This window comes from Fimbriimonadia bacterium, assembly GCA_039961735.1.
Classification (GTDB): domain Bacteria; phylum Armatimonadota; class Fimbriimonadia; order Fimbriimonadales; family JABRVX01; genus JABRVX01.
Window position 1 is genome coordinate 95283 of sequence record JABRVX010000009.1, and the last position, 20137, is coordinate 115419.

At 62.2% G+C, this 20137-nt stretch carries 12 protein-coding genes; 3 read left to right on the forward strand and 9 right to left on the reverse strand.

Features of this window, described 5'->3' with window-relative positions; genetic code table 11:
- Positions 1 to 7 precede the first annotated feature (7 nt).
- The 7 genes from ffh to HRF45_03795 form a co-directional block, all read right to left on the reverse strand.
- Positions 8 to 1357 carry a signal recognition particle protein gene (gene ffh / locus HRF45_03765; GenBank protein ID MEP0765644.1) on the reverse strand — a complete coding sequence of 450 codons (1350 nt, stop codon included), beginning with the start codon at positions 1355 to 1357 and terminating at the stop codon, positions 8 to 10.
- A 43-nt stretch (positions 1358 to 1400) separates the two neighbouring features.
- The gene (locus HRF45_03770; protein MEP0765645.1) at positions 1401 to 4244 is read right to left on the reverse strand and encodes an alpha-L-rhamnosidase N-terminal domain-containing protein; all 2844 of its coding nucleotides are present in this window, start codon (positions 4242 to 4244) and stop codon (positions 1401 to 1403) included.
- Positions 4237 to 7461 (reverse strand): carbamoyl-phosphate synthase large subunit, encoded by a 3225-nt coding sequence (gene carB / locus HRF45_03775; protein MEP0765646.1) that lies wholly within the window; start codon positions 7459 to 7461, stop codon positions 4237 to 4239. The genes HRF45_03770 and carB overlap by 8 nt, the downstream gene beginning before the upstream one ends.
- Before the next feature lie 261 nt (positions 7462 to 7722).
- A complete protein-coding gene (locus tag HRF45_03780) occupies positions 7723 to 9015 on the reverse strand; it encodes a cytochrome C (GenBank protein ID MEP0765647.1) in 1293 nt (430 codons plus the stop codon).
- Between the two features lie 424 nt (positions 9016 to 9439).
- A complete protein-coding gene (locus HRF45_03785; GenBank protein ID MEP0765648.1) occupies positions 9440 to 10180 on the reverse strand; it encodes a glycosyltransferase family 2 protein in 741 nt (246 codons plus the stop codon).
- Positions 10177 to 10905 (reverse strand): M48 family metalloprotease, encoded by a 729-nt coding sequence (locus tag HRF45_03790; protein ID MEP0765649.1) that lies wholly within the window; start codon positions 10903 to 10905, stop codon positions 10177 to 10179. The genes HRF45_03785 and HRF45_03790 overlap by 4 nt, the downstream gene beginning before the upstream one ends.
- A 22-nt stretch (positions 10906 to 10927) precedes the next feature.
- Positions 10928 to 12025 (reverse strand): GNAT family N-acetyltransferase, encoded by a 1098-nt coding sequence (locus HRF45_03795; protein MEP0765650.1) that lies wholly within the window; start codon positions 12023 to 12025, stop codon positions 10928 to 10930.
- A gap of 103 nt (positions 12026 to 12128) precedes the next feature.
- Between HRF45_03795 and HRF45_03800 the strand changes: the two genes are divergently transcribed.
- From HRF45_03800 to HRF45_03810, 3 genes are all read left to right on the forward strand, one after another.
- Complete coding sequence (locus HRF45_03800) at positions 12129 to 13325, forward strand: glycosyltransferase (GenBank protein ID MEP0765651.1); 1197 nt, start codon at positions 12129 to 12131, stop codon at positions 13323 to 13325.
- A gap of 82 nt (positions 13326 to 13407) precedes the next feature.
- A complete protein-coding gene (locus tag HRF45_03805) occupies positions 13408 to 14484 on the forward strand; it encodes a type IV pilus twitching motility protein PilT (protein MEP0765652.1) in 1077 nt (358 codons plus the stop codon).
- Entirely contained in the window at positions 14471 to 15679 is a 1209-nt protein-coding gene (locus HRF45_03810; protein MEP0765653.1) for a PilT/PilU family type 4a pilus ATPase, read from the forward strand. Before HRF45_03805 ends, HRF45_03810 begins: the two co-directional genes overlap by 14 nt.
- Positions 15680 to 15748: 69 nt before the next feature.
- On the opposite strand, the gene HRF45_03815 is transcribed toward HRF45_03810, so the two are convergent.
- Positions 15749 to 18955, reverse strand: a complete 3207-nt coding sequence (locus HRF45_03815; protein ID MEP0765654.1) for a family 78 glycoside hydrolase catalytic domain — start codon at positions 18953 to 18955, stop codon at positions 15749 to 15751.
- A 117-nt stretch (positions 18956 to 19072) separates the two neighbouring features.
- A complete protein-coding gene (locus tag HRF45_03820) occupies positions 19073 to 20014 on the reverse strand; it encodes a MerR family transcriptional regulator (GenBank protein ID MEP0765655.1) in 942 nt (313 codons plus the stop codon).
- Positions 20015 to 20137 lie beyond the last annotated feature (123 nt).

The window sequence follows — 20137 nt, forward strand, 5'->3', positions numbered from 1 at the left end:
AGCCTCCCTACGATCTATGAACCTTTCCTAGGTGCTTCATGCGCTTTCTCATGCCCATGACACCCTTCATCATCCGGCGCATGTCATGCAACTGCATGATCAGCGCGTTCACATCTTCCAGCCGCACGCCGCTTCCCGCAGCGATCCGACGCTTTCTCGAACCGTTCAGTATCTCCGGGTTCCGGCGCTCCTCCGGGGTCATGGCGAGAATGATCGCTTCCACCCGCGACATCGTCTTCCCCTGCAGCGCTTCCTTCGCCCCTTGCACCTGACCCATGCCCGGGATCAAGTCCACGAGCTTCTCCAAAGGCCCCAGCCTCTTCACCATCTTTAGCTGGTCCAGCAGGTCTTCAAAGGTGAGCTGACTCGTGCGAAGCTTGGCCTCGAGCTGCATCGCCTGCTCCTGGGAAATGGCCTGCTCCGCCTTCTCGATGAGCGATAACACGTCACCCATACCCAGAATGCGGCTCGCCGCCCGGTCCGGGTAGAAGGGCTCCAGTGCGTCCGTCTTCTCGCCCGTGCCCACGAAGCGGATAGGCTTGCCGCACACGGCCCGGATGCTCAGCGCAGCCCCCCCACGCGCGTCTCCGTCCATCTTCGTCAGGATCACGCCGTCCAGTCCCAACCGCTCGTGGAACGTCTGCGCCACGTTCACCGACTCCTGGCCCGCGCTGCCATCCACCACCAGCAGCGTTTCGTGCGCGCAGGTCGCCCGCTTCACCTCCGCGACCTCGGCCATCAGATCGTCGTCGATCTGCAGTCGCCCGGCGGTATCCAGAATCAGCGCGGACATGCCTCCGTCGCGTGCGGTGGAGGCCTCCAAGCAAGCCGCCAAGGCGTTTTTCGCCACGAGAACCGGGTCCGCTCTGCCCTCGGCCACGAACACCGGCGCCCCAACCTGCTCTCCCAGAACCTGAAGCTGCTTCACAGCGGCGGGACGTTGGAGATCGCACGCCGCGAGCATCACCGTCTTACCGAGACTCTGAAGCCACCGCGCCATCTTGGCCGCCGTCGTAGTCTTGCCCGAGCCCTGCAGCCCGCACAGAAGGAAGACTGTAGGCCCATCCGGGTTCCAGTTGACCTCGACTGGCTCACCACCAAGCAGTTCCACTAAGTGGTCGCGAACGATCTTCACCACCTGCTGGTCGGGCTGGAGCGATTCCCACACCCGCTCCCCCACCGCCTTCTCGCGGACGGCCTGCACGAAGTCCTTGACGACTTTGTAGTTGACGTCCGCTTCGAGCAGCGCAACGCGCACCTCACGGAGGGCGTCCGTTACGTCCTTCTCCGTGAGACGACCCCGACCGCGCAACCGGCCGAAGATGCCACCTAGCTTCTGGGTAAGCGATTCGAACATGGAGCGGGAGCAGTATACCCAGGGCCATGCGCGTACCGGTCCCCTAAGGCTCGGCTCGCGGCAGTCGGAGGGAGTGCCTGCCCGCTTTCAGCTCGGCAGGCTTGCTGCTCAGCAGGTATCCCAGTGGCGCCTCCACTACGCCGACTACTCCTTCGGGCAACTCCGCCTCCAACTCCATGCCGTCTTCCGTCAGGCTCCACCGAACCCCAATGGGCCCGTGGGGGGTGGGCACGCGCCCTTCGGCCCACGAGAGCCCCCGTACCGATGGAGCGATGGACACCCGCGCAAAGCCTGGCTCCAGTGGCCGCACTCCGAGGACGTGAGTGCCGAGGAAGTACGCCGGCCCCGCACCCCATGCGTGGCAGTGGCTGCGGGTCCACCTGCCGCTTTCATAGAACGATGGGAACACCTCCCAGCAGGTCGTAGCGCCGCAATCCAGCATGAAACCCCACTTGTCGCGAATTACGTTCAGCATGTCCTCTGTCCAGCCCATCTCCGCCAGCATCTCCAACCAGAAGAAGGCGAAGAACGGCGTACCGACACGCACCATGCCTGGCGGCGGATTCGTGAGTGCATCGTGCAATAGGATGGCGCGGTCCTTGCGTGCCGCGCGGTAGCGCAACGCGAGAATCTGGGTCTGCTGACTCACCACGTTGCTCAGGGAGCCGTCCGCCTTCAGGCAGTCCACGTAGGCACGCTTCTCCTCCGACCATAGGTTGGAGATAATGGCGTCGATGAGGACGTCGGCGGCACCGTCCCATTGTGACGCCTCAGTCTCGTTACCGAAGGATCGTAGTAGCCGCGACAGGCTCCGCCACGATCCGGCCAGCAACAGGTTTTGGGGCGTGACCACTCCCTCGTTCGGCTGGTCCATCGGTGCCCAGTCGGTCAGATTCCACGCTTTGATGGCGAACAGTCCTTCTGCGTTTAGCATGGCCTTGGCGTTCTGCGCTTGTTTGACGAGGGCAGGCAATAGCTCTTGGATGAGTCCGCGATCCCCGGTGTGCATGTAGTAGTCTTCGCATGCCAGCGCCCACAAGAAGGACCAGTTAGGGATGATGTTCTGCCATGCGCTCGGGCACTGCGACTCTACGAGCTTGGAGCGTTTGAGAGAGCGGGCCGCCAGGCGCAGGCAGCGCGCGCTCAGGTCGTACGCGCCGAAGCAGTAGTAGGCTGCGAGTGCCTCTGGTCGGCTGTCACCCACCCAGAAAGTCTGCTCGTAGGTAGGGCAGTCCGTGAATGTGTCCTCCATGCACATGCGCGTGGTGTGTGCGCACATCTCCCACACCCGATTGAGTGTGTCGTCGCTGCAGTGGAACGCGCCGACGGGCTCAGTGGGATAGGTGGCCTGAATGATGCGCACGGCGTGCAGCTTCACCGGCAGGGAGTGATTTCTCACCGTGACGATCAGGTACCTCGCCCCACGACGCACGAACGAGCGGAAGGTCTGCCTGCCTCCCCGGCAGCGGTACCGCAGAGTGTTCTCCATGTCCCAGGGCAGATCGCGCACGCCCTCTTGATATGCCTCGAAGCCGAGGATGTCAATAGTCGTACCCTCTTCTGCCTCGACGTCGATCTCCCAGTAGCCGATGGTTAGCTTCTCGAACTCCAGAACGATCTCGGTGTCCCCGCCACCGGATGGCTCGATGGTAGTTCCGGAACCCCTTACCAACCCCTCGTAAACCATGCGGTCAAGTGCTCGCACTTCTTCGGCATAGGCAACGTCCGCAGTCACGCAGTTGTGATGTACATCGAGTGCTGTCACCGCTTGAGTCATGGGTGCAGCAAGGGCGTTGAAGTCCTCGACGTCCCTACATCGCAAGAGTTTGTCGTATCTGAGGTCCGTTTTCGACAGGGCAATCGTAACGAACTCGGCACCGGGTACGTTCGGTGCGCGAACACCCATCGAACGGCCTGCTTCCAGCACTGTTTGCATACGCCACTCGTGATGCTCCCCCGACAAATTCCAGATGAACAGGTTCGGCCCTTGAGCAAGCGAAGCTCGGTACCTGCGCGAACCAGCCCAGGCAGGCAGTCGCGACGGTACCTGTTTCACTTGCTCCCCATTCACAGTAAGTGCGCCTGGCTCCGAGCCGACCCCGCGCATCTCCATCTCGATGGGCTGTCCGGTTGTCGACTCGGCCACCGTCACCAGCAGGCCCGACATCTCACGGAGATTTGAGGCGCGATAGCCGGGAAGTAGGTTTCGACGCAACGAAACCGACCATACCGTGCGAGGAGCACGCACAATCCGGGCCTCACGTACTGCGATGGGTGTTAGTGGTTCCTCGGTCAGGAAGGGCACGTCCCTCGGCGAGATTCGGCTCCAGGGAGGGGCCCCCACGGGGCCGATGAGCGTGGCACGGTCCCAGAAAGAGTGATCGAACTCGGCACTGGTCCAGCTGTCGGTCGCAAGAGCGGCATCATACGCTTCGGCCCACCCCTGTTGGCAGCTAATCCTCAGCGTCTCACGAGAATACGCCGCAAACTCCCGAACGCGCCACGTCTGGTCAGAGGCCAAAATCGTACCGTCCGGGCCATCAATCTGCGCCAACAATCCCCCCCGACTGGGGATGTACTGGAAGTTCCCCACACCGAATTCGTGCACTAACACGGAGATCGCGTTTCGGCCGGTGTGAAGAAGGTGGCCCACGTCGTAGATGTCGTAACGGTAGTCGTCAGGCCAAGCCCTAACAGGCCCCTGGCCCAAAAGCTTCCCATTCAGCCATACACGATATCGCGAGTCTGCCGTGATCCTCAGCTTCGCATCGGAAGCGGGATTCTGCAGGTCGAAACTCTTACGAAAGCAGAGCCACTGGTTCCACTGTGGCTCTTCGTGATCCGACCATATCCAACAAGCCTGCCATCGAAATCCATCCTCAGACACTCCTCTGTCCTCCTGCAGCAACATAGTCGGTCAGAGCCCGACAGCTCACTCGTGTGGGTCTGCGCTTCGCCTCGAGCGTTTGCACTAGCGCCTCTGCAGTGTCCAGCGACGTCAGACACGGGACTCCATGCTCCACTGACGCTCTGCGCAACAGCCGTGCCTGCTTCTCCACGACCCGGTCCGGCGATGCAGTGTTGATCAAGAGCGCGACTCGTCCGCTCCGAACCAGATCCATGACGTCCGGTGAATCCTCCCCCATTCGCATGACACGCTCGGCTACGAGCCCCGCATCACGCAGGGCTGCGAACGTGCCTTGCGTGGCAGCCAGCTCGAAGCCCTCGGCAGCCAACCTCCGAGCGATCTCGATGGCTCGAGGCTTGTCCCGATCGGCCACCGTCAAGAGAGCCAGCCCTTCTCGCCTCGGGTACAGCCCTGCGGCCTCGATTGCTTTGGCCAACGCAGAAGGGTAGTCATCGTCTACGCCCATGATCTCGCCGGTGGACTTCATTTCCGGCCCCAGCATCGGCTCCACTTTCGTAAGTTTCTGGAAGCTGAAAACGGGCGCCTTCACCGCGAAGATCTGCGTGGGCATCTCCGGAGCCTCGGGCAGCTTCTCGCCAAGCATCACTTGGACGGCCAGCCGAACGAGCGGCACCCCCGTCACCTTGCTGATGTAGGGCACCGTTCGACTCGCCCGAGGGTTCACCTCCAGTACGAACGGCACATCGTCGGCGATCAGGAACTGGATATTGAGCATCCCTCGCACGCCCAGTTCCAGGGCGATGCGCGCCGCGCTGTCTCTAATCCGCTCCTGAACACCAGGAGACAGCGAGATGGGCGGGAAAGATGCCATGCTATCGCCCGAGTGAATGCCTGCAGCCTCGATATGTTCCATGATGCCCGACAGGATCACGCGCTCCCCATCGCACACGAGATCGACTTCCGCTTCGCGACCCTGGATGAACTTATCCACCAGCACCGGCGCGTCGGACGAAGCTGCAGCCGCGTTCATCCATACCGCCTCCATCTCGGCCTCGTCATACACTACCGTCATCGCTCGACCGCCGAGCACGAATGACGGACGGACTAGCACCGGATAGCCGATCTCTTTGGCCACCGCCATCGCATCTTCCACCGTCGAGACGCCTTTGCCAGGTGGTTTTGGCAGGTCCAGCCGAGACAGAAGCCGCTCGAACTGGTCACGATCCTCGGTCGCGTCCATCACATCGGCAGGTGTACCGAGAATACGCACTCCCGCCTCCGCCAAGGGTCTTGCCAGGTTGACGGCGGTCTGGCCGCCGAACTGTACGATCACCCCCTCCGGCTTCTCGTGGTCCACCAGGTTCAGCACATCCTCGAGTGTGACCGGGTCGAAGTAGAGGGCATCCGAGATGTCGAAGTCCGTGCTGACCGTCTCCGGATTGCTGTTGATAATGACCGCCCGGCGCCCCATCTCTCGCAGGGCCTTCACTGCGTGCACGCTACAGTAGTCGAACTCCACGCCTTGCCCGATGCGTATGGGGCCGGACCCCAGCACGAGCACACCGGAGCCGTCGCGCGGCGGCGTATCGTCGTTCTCACCCCAGTACGAGGCGTAGTAGTAAGGGGTTGCCGCCTCGAACTCCGCGGCGCACGTGTCCACCATCTTGAATGCCGGGGTCACTCCCAGCTCGAGCCTCGCCGCGCGCGCCTCCGACTCCGTGCGCCCTGTCGCGACACCAATCGTCCGATCGGAGAATCCCAAGCGCTTGATCCGGCGGAGCTTTACCGGGTCGCTTAGCACGGCTTTTCCGCTGCCAAAGAGTTCTCGTTCGGCCTCGACCAGGTTGCGCAGCTTACTCAGGAACCACCGGTCAATGCCGGTCAGTGCAGCCAGGTCCTCCACCTCGTTGCTGCGGCGCAGGTATTCGAGTACTGCCCAAAGTCTCTCGTCGGTCGGGACCCTTGCGGCATCGCGCAGTTTGTCGTCAGGGAGCTGCTGCATGACGGGGTAGCTCAGCCCGTCCGTGCCCAACTCCAGGCTGCGAAAGGCTTTCATCAGCGCGGCCTCGAAGGTGCGACCGATGGCCATCACTTCGCCCGTAGCCTTCATCTGCGTGCCCAGCCGACGGTCGCCATGCCCGAACTTGTCGAACGGCCATCGCGGTATCTTCACCACACAGTAGTCGAGTGCCGGCTCGAAGAACGCCTTGGTCCTCTGGGTAACGGCATTCGGTATCTCGTCGAGACGAAGCCCCACGGCTATCTTGGCGGAGACACGTGCAATCGGATAACCCGTTGCCTTGCTCGCCAACGCCGATGAGCGAGACACGCGCGGATTGACCTCGATCACGTAGTAATCGAAGCCGCTCGGGCTGACTGCGAACTGTACGTTGCAGCCGCCCTCTATGCCGAGGGCGCGAATGATGCGGAGCGCGGCGCTACGTAAAAGCTGATATTCGACGTCGGAGAGTGTCTGGCTAGGGGCGACGACGACGCTGTCCCCCGTGTGCACCCCCATCGGGTCCAGGTTCTCCATGTTGCAAACGGTGAGGCAGTTGTCCGCCCCATCGCGCATCACTTCGTACTCCAGCTCTTTCCAGCCGAGAAGGCTGCGCTCCACCAGGATCTGGTTGCGCATCGAGAGGGTGAGGCCCCGCGCTCCGATCTCCAGCAGTTCCTCTGGAGTCTCTGCAACTCCTCCGCCTGTTCCACCGAGCGTGTACGCAGGCCGAATGATGCAGGGATACGGCGCGAACTGGGAAAGCTTCCTGAGCTCGTCCACGCTCTCCACGATCCAGCTCTCGGGTACCGGCTCATTGATCTGCCGCATGGTCTCACGGAATAGCTCCCTGTCCTCCGCCCGATGGATTGCGTCGAGGGGGGTGCCGAGAAGTCGAACGCCGTACCGTTCGGTAATGCCGGTGTCGGCAAGTTGCGCCGCGAGGTTGAGGCCCGTCTGCCCACCGAGCGACGGGAGCAGAGAGTCCGGTCGTTCCTTGGCGATGATCCTTTCCAGAAACTCCGGGGTGAGCGGTTCGATGTAGACCCGATCCGCCATCTCGACGTCGGTCATGATGGTCGCGGGGTTGGAGTTGACCAGCACGACCGACACGCCCTCTTCACGAAGCGAGCGGCAGGCTTGGCTGCCTGCGTAATCGAACTCGGCGGCCTGCCCAATGACGATCGGACCGGAGCCGATCACTAACACCTTTCGAATGGAGGGATCGCGTGGCACTCTTCCACCGGCCTGCGTGGCCTCGGCATTGTAGCTAGCCGCAGTTGCCAAAGGCAAGGTAAGCCTAGGGCTACGTCGGCCACACGGCACGATACTGCCGCGTACGAGAAGGTCCCACACTAGGGCAGCGGCGCCAGTTGGCTGTGAGGCTTCGCCACGCCCACAGTAGCCTCAGGTGATAACTGACAAACACGTGATGCTGCTCGGCACCACAGGGCAGTGCCGAGCAGCACCCAGTTGGAAAGCAACCCTTATCCGCGCCTAGTTCGCCTGCTTCTTCGCCCTACGCATCTCCTCGGCCAGAGTCTTGATCTCCGTTAGGTCACGCTGCATTTCGCTCCACCCGTACCACAACGCGTAGTCCGGGTTGGCGTGAAACGTGCCCTGGAAAGTACGCATCCGATGCTCGAGGAACATGACGAACAGCTTCTGCTCGATCTTCGTCGGTGCATCGTGGAAAGTCAGTAGGTCCGGGAAAGCTGCTCCGTAGCCTTCGGGCTTCTGCAGGGTTCCGTCCGCATAGAGCCCCGCGACGATGCGGATAGCCTCTGCCATCAGGTGGTCCGCTTCCTTGATCATCTCATCACCCTTTGCCAGCGCGTGACCAGCGAAGTTCGCCGAGTGGCACTGGTTGCATGTCTTGAGCATCTTGTCCCGCTCTCTCTGCCAGTCCTCTTGGGTCAAGCGGGCAATGTCTGCGGCCTTCACGGCTTCCAGCCTCGCCGTCGGTTTGCCGTCGGGGTCCAGCACGCCGAGTCCTTGGAGTATCGTCACCCTGTCTGCAGCCCACTGCTTGTCCTCGGGCATGGGCAGCCTAACCGCAAGAAAGCCCCAAGCGGTGCGCACGCCGTGATGCCCGTCCTGCATGTGGCACGTCTGGCACGTCGGAGCCGCCGTGCCCTCCGGCAAGACTCCGTTCTGCTTCAACAACGCCCGCACGCCATGCTTCGAAGAGGAGTACATCTCCCAGTGTGGATGGTCGAAGCCCATATGGCAGGTTTGGCAGGCTTGAGGCTGCCGCGCCTCCGCCAGCGAGAAGGCGTGACGGGTGTGACACGAGTCGCACGAGGCCACGCCGAAGGTGTTGGGGCCGCCTTTGATCTGCTTGATCTCCTCCTCCGACTTGAGGCCGATCTTGTGGCAGCCGCCACATCCAGCCATTCCGATGGTCAGCGCCATCGGCTGATAGTGGATTGTCGGCATTGCCTTCATTGCAACCCAAGCCTTCGCGTGCTTGCCGCTCTTGAACTGCTCGACCTGCTCCTCATGGCAGTCGTTGCAGGTGTTCGGCGTCGGAATCTTTACCTTCGCCACGTCGTCTGCGGACTTGTGTTCGTTGCCGTGGCACACCGAGCAATCTATGTCGTTCTGACTGTGCTTGCTCAGCTTCCATTCCGCCACAATCTGGGGGGTCACCTTCAGATGGCAGGAAACGCAGTCGCTAGCTTGGTCTTGCTCGCCCTTCTTCGTGAAGTTTGCCAGTCCGAACCACGGCAGCGCGCTACCGATTCCCACAGTCGCCAGCGCAGCCAGTGCCGTTCTGCCAACACGCATCGTTGTCCTCCTACACCAGTAGAGTAGTACTTCGCTGCTTCGGAGACAAGCCGCCTGTCGGGCCAAAGCATGCGAACCTCGTCAGGATTCTGCGCATGCCGACATGAATCCTGCCCGGTTCTGAGTGAAAAAGCCCCTGCCCAAAAAGGGTGGGGAGAAGCGGTGCGGGGGAGGGCCGCTTCTCCCACAGGGGTGATATGGTGGGGTGGAGACCGGGTTTACGGGTGCATGGTATCACAGGGTCCGGGCATCTGTCAAGGCACTTTCGGATAGCTTTTTGGCAAATCTAGGCAAATTGCTCAAGATTCGGCACCATGAGTTCAAACTTCAGACATTTATCTATGCTAAGTATTCGCCCGTTAGCGCGATCTACGAACGCATTGGTCCTAAGATCGTTCTGCCAGTGAGATTGCCCGCGACAGGCTTAGGGGGTTGGCAGTTTCGTGCCCGACCCGCTCTCCACACCCCCCGGTTCGTGACGCACGAGATTGGCCGCTGCGAAGTCGGACTGAGGATCGGATCTGAATCCGTTCCGGTCGAGGAGCACCGTGAGAAGAATGTCGCGGTACATGCGAGCGCGTTCTATCGCACCCCGGAGGAGTCCCAACTTCTCTTCCTTCATCGGGTGCGTGACGCCGTGCAAGGGAACACGTCGGACGGGCCACCGTCTGCGCCTGGCATAGCGGTTGATGCGCACTTCGACGTCCATCCGCGAGCAGTCGAGTCTCGGAACTTCGAGGAATAGGCTACGACGAATCGCTCGTTGGCCGCTGATGTTCGGAGAGACGCGCTGTGCGAGGTCCGTCAGAAAACGCCCGCCGCAGAAGCGACCGATAGACATGGCTGCCTCGCCACTCAGCACCGGCTCGAGCAACACGCTAACGTGGCAGGGCTGCAGGTTCAGAAGGTCCGCATCCAAGAAGAGCAGGACGTCCGCCGAGGTGACTGTCGCGCCGGCCCGCATCGCTGCGCCCTTCCCCACGTTGTGAGGGAGGCGGTAGACGCGGACGTCCGGGTGGCGCATTGCGGCCCCCGCGGTTCCGTCCGACGAACCGTCGTCCACCACGATGATCTCGGACACCAACGGACACGCCGCAACGGCTTCCAAAACCTGGCAGATACGACCGGCCTCGTTGAACGCCGGGACGATGCAAGCGACCCTCATTTCTTCGGGTCGGCTCCCTGTTGCTTCGCGATTTCCTCGTTTGCCTTCCTGATCCGGTCTTTGGTCAGAGGGTGGGTCCGGAGCATCTTGTCCAGATCTGAGGTGCCGCCCTTCTCTTTGCGCTCCAATTTGGTAAAGAACCGCGTCAGTCCGTTGGGGTCGTAACCTGCGTTGTGGAGGAACCGAATTGCCAAACGGTCAGCCTCGTACTCATCCTCACGGCTGAAGTGAAGCTGCCCCAGTAAGGCGCCGATCTGCGCTACGTCCTGCGTCGTGCCCTTGGTGCCGAGTCCGATGATGAGGTCTAGCCAGAACCCCTGGGTGTACATCTTAGCGATGTGTCGTGCGTGGATGTGGGCAATCTCGTGTGCGACAACGGAGGCGACCTCGTCCACGTCGCCCTCCGACAGGTCGAGCAATCCCTTGAACAGATACACGGGTCCGCCAGGCAGGGAAAAGGCGTTGACTTCCTTGGAGTCGAGCACCTTGAAGGTGTAAGGGTACTCCTCCACCTTGTTGCTCGCGAGAACGCGCTGCCCAATCTCCTGCACCAAAGCCTGATCCGCAGGGTTTGGCGAGAGCTTGTACTCCTTCTCGACTTCCTGCGAAGCCTGCTGTCCGATGCGAATCTCCTCGCTCTTGGACATCAGCGCGGTACTCTTGCAACTCGATGTGACGCCGACCACGGCAAGCAGGCCAAGTGCGGCCAGCTTCGCCAGACGCACCGCCCCCCGACATCCTCGTGGACTACTCAGGCTTCGCAAAAAGGCTTCCCCCTTCGAAACGCGCTTTCAGACGACTCTCCACCACGTGCAGCCGCCGCTGCAGTTCACACTCCGCCTGGCCGAGCCAACCTCGGAGTGGCATTAGCAGCCGCCAATGCATCTCGGTGTGCTCAGCTTTCCACCTGCTCTTGTACTTCTCCTCCCCTCGGAGGAAGTCGAACCAGTCGCAGCCGTCGTCGATCGCGTCGCGAATCGCTCGGCCGACCAGCAGGGCACCAGGGCTTAGCCGGCTGTACGCGGGATCGAACCCTGCCTGGTAATACGCGAAGGTGCTGCCGTACTGCACTCCGTAGAGCATGGCGACCTTGCGACCCGACACTTCGAGTGCGTACAGCTTGAGCCAGCCGCGATCAGCGGCCTGCCGGGCCCAGTCCAGATGAAATGCGCGTGCTGCCCGGCTGGCAAAGGACCCGGGTAGGCCACGTCTGCGCCACCGGCTGGAATGGAGAGCGAACAACGCATTCATTCCTTCCTCGACTTCGCCACGATCCAGTAGCCTGATCCGTCCACCCAAGGAAGCGAGATCACGATGCCCACGTTTCAGGTTCGAGCGCATTTTGGCCGACAACATGCGGCTGTACTCGTCCCAGCTGCGCGGCAGTCGTAGTTGCACGGCTCGGGCGTCGGGCGTACAGTGCTCGGCATAGCGCACATGGATTGGACTCCCGTCGGGAATCTGGCGCAGGTCCAAGTAGGCCGCCGAAGCTCCTTCGAGTTCTCGCGCTACGAGATTGGCGACTACATCCAAGTGGCCGGGTAGGGCTATGACTCCCAAGTAGTCCGAGTTCCCGGAACCGATCCAGCGGAACGGTCGGCCCGGCGAACGACCAACGAATCCCGGCGCGATGCCAATGGTCGAGTGACCATCCATGACCCGCAAAACCAATGGCGTTCCCGACCCGAAGTGGCGCCACCACGTCGAGTTCCATTCCCATGTCTGGAAAAAGGTGCGGACGCCCCCCCTGTCTTGCAGGTCGCACCACTCCTCTCGAAGCGAGGCAAGTGCCTCCGGTCCCGCGATGAACTCGATGCTCGGGGCGGGTCGCTCAAGCGTAAGCACGGAGCGGAGTATAGCACGCCTTCTCTCGGCGCGCCGCCGATAATCCTAAGGGATATCCGCCCCGAGAGCCTATCGGGGTGCGACCGCAGGGGAGGGGGCAAGGATGAAAGGTTGCGTCGCCCAGTGCAAGCGATTCTGGCTTTCTGAGACCGAGACTGCGATAGACAGGCACGTGCGAGCGCTGCGCCGACATGCGGCCATCGTGTTCGCCCAGCAGAGACGCTTGCGGGCCGACTACCCGTATCCCGTACTCACCCCGCCGTCGAGAGCATCCCGAGGTCTGATCGAGTGGCTTACCAAGGGCCGACTGATGTCGCCGGCTGTCCGAGATTGGCACTGCCTGGAGTTCCTTTGTCGCGACGTTCGCCTGGTCCATGCACACTTCGCCACCGATGGCATCTTCTATTCACGTGCAGCCGAGACAGCCGACGTCCCGATGCTTGTCTCTTGCCACGGCCACGATGTGTATCGCTTCCCCAAGCTCCTGGGCGGACTCGGAAGCCGGATGCTCCGGCGGCTGTTCTCGAGAGTCGCGATGATTACCGCCGTGTCGGAGCACATGCGCCGAGCGATCATCTCGCTAGGCTGTCCGCCGGACAAGGTCAGAACCGTCCGCGTGGGAATTGACCTTACCGGGAGGGAGTTTCGCCCCCCGACGCCTAATCCTCTGCGCATCCGGATTGCCTGTGTAGCTGGACTGCGACCGAAGAAAGGCATCCCCTATCTCATCGAGGCGTTCGGCAAGGTCGCAGCCGAGCGCCAGGATGCAGAGCTAGTAATTGTGGGGGACGGCCCGATGCGCTCGAAGATCGAGTACTGCATTGAACGCAACCGCCTGTGGGGCAAGGTCGTGCTAACCGGTGCCCTGCGTCCTGACGAGGTCATGAGGGTGCTAGACACTGCTCACATCTACGCCCAGCCCAGTGTCACTGCGCCTGACGGCGACCGGGAGGGTATTCCGGCTACGCTGATGGAGGCGATGGCCCGAGGCTTGCCGGTCATCGCTACCAGGCATTCGGGCATCCCGGAACTCGTGGAGGACGGGGTCAGCGGCATTCTGGTAGACGAACGCGACGGATCAGCGCTTGCAGAAGCCATGTTGACCCTGATGGAGCGATCGCGAGATTGGGAGACAATGGCACAGGCCGGTCGCGCCTTCATCGAGCGCGAGCACGATCTGACGAAGCAAACCGCAGTCATCGAGGACCTCTACGACGAACTGCTGACCGTTCACGACAGTGCCGTCGTCATCCCCATCGGCCAGGTGAGGCCGGACGAAGCCTCTCGACCTGCTGCATAGAGTCTTGGCCTGAAGGAAGCTTCGTGCCGACGGTGAACCACGAGGCGGAGGTATTATCACCTTGCCGGTTCACATAGACGACATGCTGCGCGACCTGGTGGCACGGGACGCGAGCGACTTGCACATCAAGGCCGGGAAGCGCCCCGTGATGCGCATCCATGGCCAGCTCACGGACACGGACTATCCTGCGCTGTCTGACACAGAGACCCAGGAGTTCTTGTACAGTATCCTGAACGACGAGCGTCAGCGGCGATACGAAGAGTATCGCGAGTTGGACCTCTCGTACGAGGTCAAAGGGGTTGCCCGCTTCCGCGTCAATATGTTCTGGCAGCGCGGGAAGCCAGGAGCCGTATTCCGAGTGATCCCGTTCAAGATCCGCACGATCGACGAGCTGCTGCTTCCGGAAGTGACCAAGAAGATTGCGTTGTTGCCGCGAGGGCTGGTGTTGGTTACGGGCCCGACCGGATGCGGCAAATCCACATCGCTGGCCGCGATCATTGACTACATCAACACGAACCGGCGCTGTCACGTGATGACCATCGAGGACCCCATCGAGTATTGGCACGAAGACAAGATGAGCATCATCAACCAGCGCGAGGCCCACGTGGATACCCACTCCTTCCCGGATGCGCTGCGGCACGTGATGCGCCAGAACCCGGACGTCATCTTGCTCGGCGAGATGCGCGACCTGGAAACCATCTCGCTGGCAATCACCGCTGCGGAGACCGGGCACCTCGTTTTCTCCACCCTGCACACCGTAGACGCAGCGCAGACGATTGACCGAATCGTGGACGTGTTCAACCCCGAGCAGCAGGAGCAGATCCGAACGCAGCTCGCGGTGACCATTCAGGCAATCCTCTCACAGGCTCTTCTCCCTCGAAGGGACATCGCAGGGCGCGTCGCTGCCTTCGAGGTGATGGTGGCGACCCAGGCGATCCGCTCGCTGATCCGAGACGGCAAAACCCCACAGCTTTACCTCGACATTCAGACCGGTTCCGAGCACGGCATGCAGACGTTGGACGGCGCGCTGCTGAAGCTGGTCAAGGAAGGACTGGTGGATTACGAGGTTGCACTATCGAAGTCCTCATTCCCGCAGGAATTCATCAAGCGGGCAAGTACGCTCGGACTAGTAAAGGAGCCCCCCGGTGCAGTCAATTGACGACCTATTGCGATACACGGTCGAGCACGACGCCTCCGACCTGCATCTGAAGGCCGACTCCACTCCCTATGTGCGTATCTATGGCGACCTGTACCCGGTCGGCGAGAAGACCTTCACCTCGGAAGAGCACACCGCCATGATCCGGGATATCCTGACGGAGCATCAGTGGCTGCAGTTCGAGCACGATCTGGAGCTGGACTTCGCGCACGAGATTCCAGGGCTCGCCCGATTCCGAGGCAACATCTATCAGCAGCGCAACCGCATTCAGGCCGCGTTTCGCGTCATCCCGCTGCGCATCCAGACGCTGGAGGAATTGCAAGCTCCCAAGGTGTGCGAGTACTTTGCCACTCGTCCTCGTGGCTTCGTGTTGGTGACCGGGCCTGCAGGGTCGGGGAAGTCCACGACGCAGGCGGCCATGATCCACCTGATCAACCACACGCAGGCACAGCACATCGTTACCGTCGAGGACCCCATAGAGTTCGTCCACGAGGATGCGCGCTCGCACATTAACCAGCGCGAAGTGGGGCACGACACGAAGTCCTTCGCAAACGCCCTGAAGTTCGTGCTCCGTCAAGACCCGGACGTGATCCTCGTGGGTGAGATGAGAGACCTGGAAACCATCCACCTCGCCATCACCGCTGCGGAGACAGGACACCTCGTGTTCGGTACTTTGCATACGGTGGACGCCGTGCAGACCGTGGACCGCGTGATTGACGTGTTCCCGATGCACCAACAGCAGCAGGTCCGGATGCAGCTCTCGGTCAACCTGGTGGGGGTCATCTCGCAGACGCTGATCAAGCGGGCCGACGGCAAGGGAAGGATCGCCGCATTCGAGACCCTGGTTGCCACTCCTGCCGTGCGCAACCTGATACGCGAGAACAAGAGCTTCCAGATCGGCTCCATCATCCAGACCGGCGCACGCCAGGGAATGCAGACGCTCGACCAGAGCATTGCCAAACTGGTTCGGGCGGGTCTCGTCACTCAGGATGATGGGTATGCGAAGTCGAAGGACCCCGGCGAGTTCATGCGGCTGATTCAGAGTTTCGGCGATCAGCCTGGGCCGCAGCCTCCGCAATCGGGTCAGCCCTCCGGCCCTCCCCGACCGCAAGGCGGAGTCCCCGGCCAACCGAATCGCCCCTCGGTCGGCGGGTACCGACCTCCTGACCAGCAGGGTGGCCCGGGCCAGGGGAAGTAGGGACCAGGCAGCAGGAGTACGACCCGCCAGCACCGAGCCTCCGGGCGGATAGAGGCAGATGTTCTGAGCTCACTTCGCTGCCGTGAAGCTGTACTCCCCGGCCCGAACCCTGCACACCGCGGCACCGGCGATGGGATCGAGAGCCTTCACACCCGGCGCCTCGCTGAAGGGCCTGCCCGAAATGCGCGCGCTCGCGGGGTCACTCGTCGGCACGTACACCGTCGCTTCGCACCCCGCCGGCACGGTCACCCGCATCTCGAACTGGCCGTCAACCAAGCTCCATCTCACTCGAATCGGCCCGCGGATCGATCGGTATTCCGCCGTCGCCGTCGTGAGCGAGCCTCCCGGTACCGGCCGAATCTCGAACCGCCTCATCGCGTCGCCGTCCTCTATAACTCGGATGCCCGCCACTGCCTCGACCAGCCACTCGCCAATGCACCCGAAGGCATAGTGGTTGAAGGAGTTCATGCCAGGGTTCTGAAAACCGCGGCCGGCAACATACCCATCCCAACGCTCCCAGATGGTGGTTGCGCCTTGCTCGATGGGGTAGCGCCAAGAGGGTGGCGTGCGGTTGTTCAGCAGCTTGTACGCCACATCGGTATACCCCCGCGCCACCAGTTGCCTCATCAGACAGCGCGTCGCGTGGAAGCCGGTGGAGAGGTGTCCGCCGTATGCCTCGATAGCCGCCAGCAGGTGCTCCACGGCTTTGGGCCGCAGCTCCTCGGGCAACAGGTCGAACTCGAGGGCGATTGCGTATCCGGCCTGTGTGTCACCGAGGATCTTTCCGTCCGGCTGCACGTACTGCTGCACGAAGGCTTCCTGCACTTTGCGCCAGGCCGCTTCGTACCGTTTCTCCTCGTCGGGCTTCCCGAGAACCCCCGCCATCTTGCCGAGCAGGCGTGTGCTCTGTGCGAGGAACGCGGTGGCGAAGGCCTCCTTCGGCATCTCGCCTGTCACCTTCGGCATGTCCGGCAGCACAAGCGTGTCAGAGTTCAGCCAGTCACCGTAGTCGTTACCGCGCAAGTTCCGCCAGATGCCGTCCGGATTATTGGAGTGCACGAACTCCACCCACTTCTTCGCGGCATCGTATTGCTCGGCGAGTAGCCGCTTGTCGCCATAACGAACGTAGGCACTCCACGGTACGAACACCCCGGCATCCGCCCACGCCGGAGCTCCAGAGAAGCGGTGATTCGGATCGTACGGGTGGGGCGAGACGTCTCCGAACCGTCCGTCTCGGGCCTGGGCCTCGCGCACGTCTCTCAGCCACTTGGTGAAGAACGCTGCCATGTCCATGTTGAACATGGCCGTTTCGGCGAACGCCAGAATATCCCCCATCCAGCCGAGCCGCTCGTCCCGTTGTGGACAGTCGGTGGGCACGCTATGCATGTTGCTGCGCTGCGTCCAAAGCACGTTCTGCATCAGGCGGTTCAGCTGCGGGTCCGAGCACGAGAACTCCAGCGTCTCCATAGGGTTGGAGTGGACCACGCACGCCGTGATCTCGGGAGCCTCTGCCAAGCCCGCCACTTCGACGTACCGGAAGCCGTGATAGGTGAACCTTGGTTCAAACACCTCTCGTCCGCCGCCGCGGAAGATATACACATCTTGTTGGGCTGCAGTCCGCAGGTTCGTGGTGTACAGGCCGCCGTTCTCATCCCTCATTTCACCATGGCGCAGCGTCACCTGGGTTCCGGCAGGAGCACTCGCTGACATCCGGCACCAACCGGTCAGGTTCTGCCCGAAGTCTACGAGAAAGCTGTAAGGACCGAGCCGGGCGACCGATTGCGGCCTAACCTCTTGAGCCACGCGTATCGGCTCGTTCGGCTGCGGAGACATCCGAACGTCGGGCCGTGCCAGCGCCACCGGGCCCCACGCACTATCGTCGAAACCCGCAATTGTCCAACCAGGCATCTCTCGCCGAGCATCATAGGACACGCCGTCCAACAAGTCGGCGAGGCGCCACGGCCCTTCTCGCGTACAGCGCCAACTCTCATCCGTCGCAATCGTCTCACGCCTTCCGTCCGCGAGTTCGAGCTCGATCTGGACAAACAGTGCCGGTGTCGGTCCGTAGATTCTCCTCGGAGGACCATCCGGCACTATCCCGGCCAAGCCGAGCCGTCCCGCGTACCATCCGTCTGCAACGACGGCGCCAATCGCGTTCCCACCCGCGCTCAGCAGGTCAGTGACGTCGTAGGCCTGATACTGCACGCGCTGTCTGTAGTCCGTCCACTCCGGCGCTAGCATCCGATCTCCCACGCGCTTGCCATTGACGAATAGCTCGTAGATGCCGAGCGCCGACACGTACGCCATCGCGCGCACTGGCGCGGCATCCAGGCTCACCTCGCGCCGAAACATCGGTATGGGCAAGGGTTCGGTGCCGAGTGGTCCGTGTGAGAGTAGGTCCCCATCTACCAGGAACTCACTCTTCCAGTGCGGGTCCTCCAGAGCATGGATGGACCAGACCTGGGCACCCTCCGAGACTACGGTATCGCCGTTCAGCACCTGTAGCTCGGCAAGGGCGAACGCAAACTCCGCTGGGCCGCGGCCCGCTAGCCTCGTCACTTGTAGCTTGACGTACCGGCAGTTGACGGCCGGGAAGCGGTACGTCTGGGCCTGATCGCCGGGGTTCGGGATGTCCTGCCCGGTCTCGTCCAGCACGATGTCCGAGCGTTTGAAGTCTTCTTCATCGCTGATGATGATGCGGAACCTGACCGGATAGAGAAAGCCGGGTGTGTCCTGCCAGTCGAAAGGTCGCGCAGGGAACAATCGCACGCCATCCACTCGCTCGGGCCGACCTAGGGCGATGGTAACCTCCTGCGTCGTGTCGGGGTTCCCCACCAACTGCGTGTGAAAGCCGTTCCGAGCTGGCCTGTACTCCGGCACTGGCGTTGGCTCGATGACCCACTTGCCCTTCCAATCGCCGGGTTGGAGGAGACCCATGGCCCAACGGGCAGGGGCACTCCATTCCGATTTCCGCCCGGCCTCGTCCCAAATGCGGACCCGCCACCAGCAGACCTGACGAGACTGTAACGGCTTGCCACCGTACTCGATGTGGATGCTCTCGGGCGAGTCCACCTTGCCCGAGTCCCACAGATCGGCTATGCCGCTCCGCAAAGCCTCCAGTCTCCCAGCGACCTGGACCTGATATGCAGATTGACTCTCGCCTGCCGGTATCCAGTACAAGCGCGGTCTGGCGGAAACCACCGCCAGAGGCTCGGGCAGGTACTCACAGCGAAGGCTCGTCGGCGCACCAGGTGGGGAAGTGGTTTGGGCAGTCATGACGACTCCTAATAGCGCAATCAAGGGCTGAAGCACTTTGCAACCTCGCCCTCGACTTCGACGCGATAATGGGGCTCCCTTCGTGCCCCCGCGTGTTGCCCCCCAAAGTCCGAGATTCTAACTGCCGGGAGGTGCAGCCTGCAGTAAGCCGTCCAGCGCCCGCCGCAGGTCGTCCACGCTGAAGATGGCGATCGCGCCAACATCATGCAGTGCCGCGAGATAGCTCCTAGAACATCTTCCGCCTACCAGAATCGGATAGTCGGCGCCGACGCAAGCTCGGAGGGCGCGCAGCTCGTTCACGGTAAAAGGGTCGTCCGGCGGATAAGAGATGCTCAGAGCGATAGCTCGCGCTCTCGACTGCTCGGCGGTAGCGGCCAGCTCGGTGGCCGGAGTGCTGGCTCCCAGGTACACCACGCGCCAGCCCCAAGCGGTTGCGAGCAGCGATGCGGACAGTGCGCCGATTTCGTGCAGTTGCCCGGCAGGAGTGCCGGTCACTAGGACTGGAGCGCCAGGCGCAGGTCGACTCTCCTCCAACAACCCACCGAGAAACGTCCGAACGACCGACGAGGCCACGTGCTCCTGTCCGACCCGTACATGCCCTTCTGCCCACGATTCGCCAATCCACTCCATCAGCGGGGCGATCACCTGGGAGACGAGAATAGGGCGGCTTAGGGCGACGGCAGCTCGCCGAAGGCCCCGTTCCAAACCTTCCGGGTCAAGATCTGCTACAGCATCCTTGCATCGCTGGAGAAGGTCGCCTGCGTCCGACGAGAGTGTCTCCTTGGCCGGGAGACTGCTCACGGAGCGGGCCGTTCGGGCCAACTCCCTCAAGGTCTCGGTAGGCAGACGGGCGATTTGACCTATGCTGTGTCCCGCAGCGACGGCATCGCGCAGCAGGGCGAGGCGCTCGAGGTCCTGGTCGGAGTAGAGACGACGGTTGGTCCCCGTGCGGACCGGATCCACAGCGGCATACCGCCTCTCCCACATGCGGATCAGGTGGTGCGACAGCCCCGTCGCCCGCGATATCGCACGAATCGTATACATGGGTTCGTCGGGCATGCCTCCATATTACTCGGCCGTCTAGATTTTGTCAACGATCATCTTCCTCGCAATGGCGCCGGCTTCTTGTCGCTCATGGCGCCCGGTGAGGGAAAGCCAGCAATGCACCCCGGCCAGAAGGCT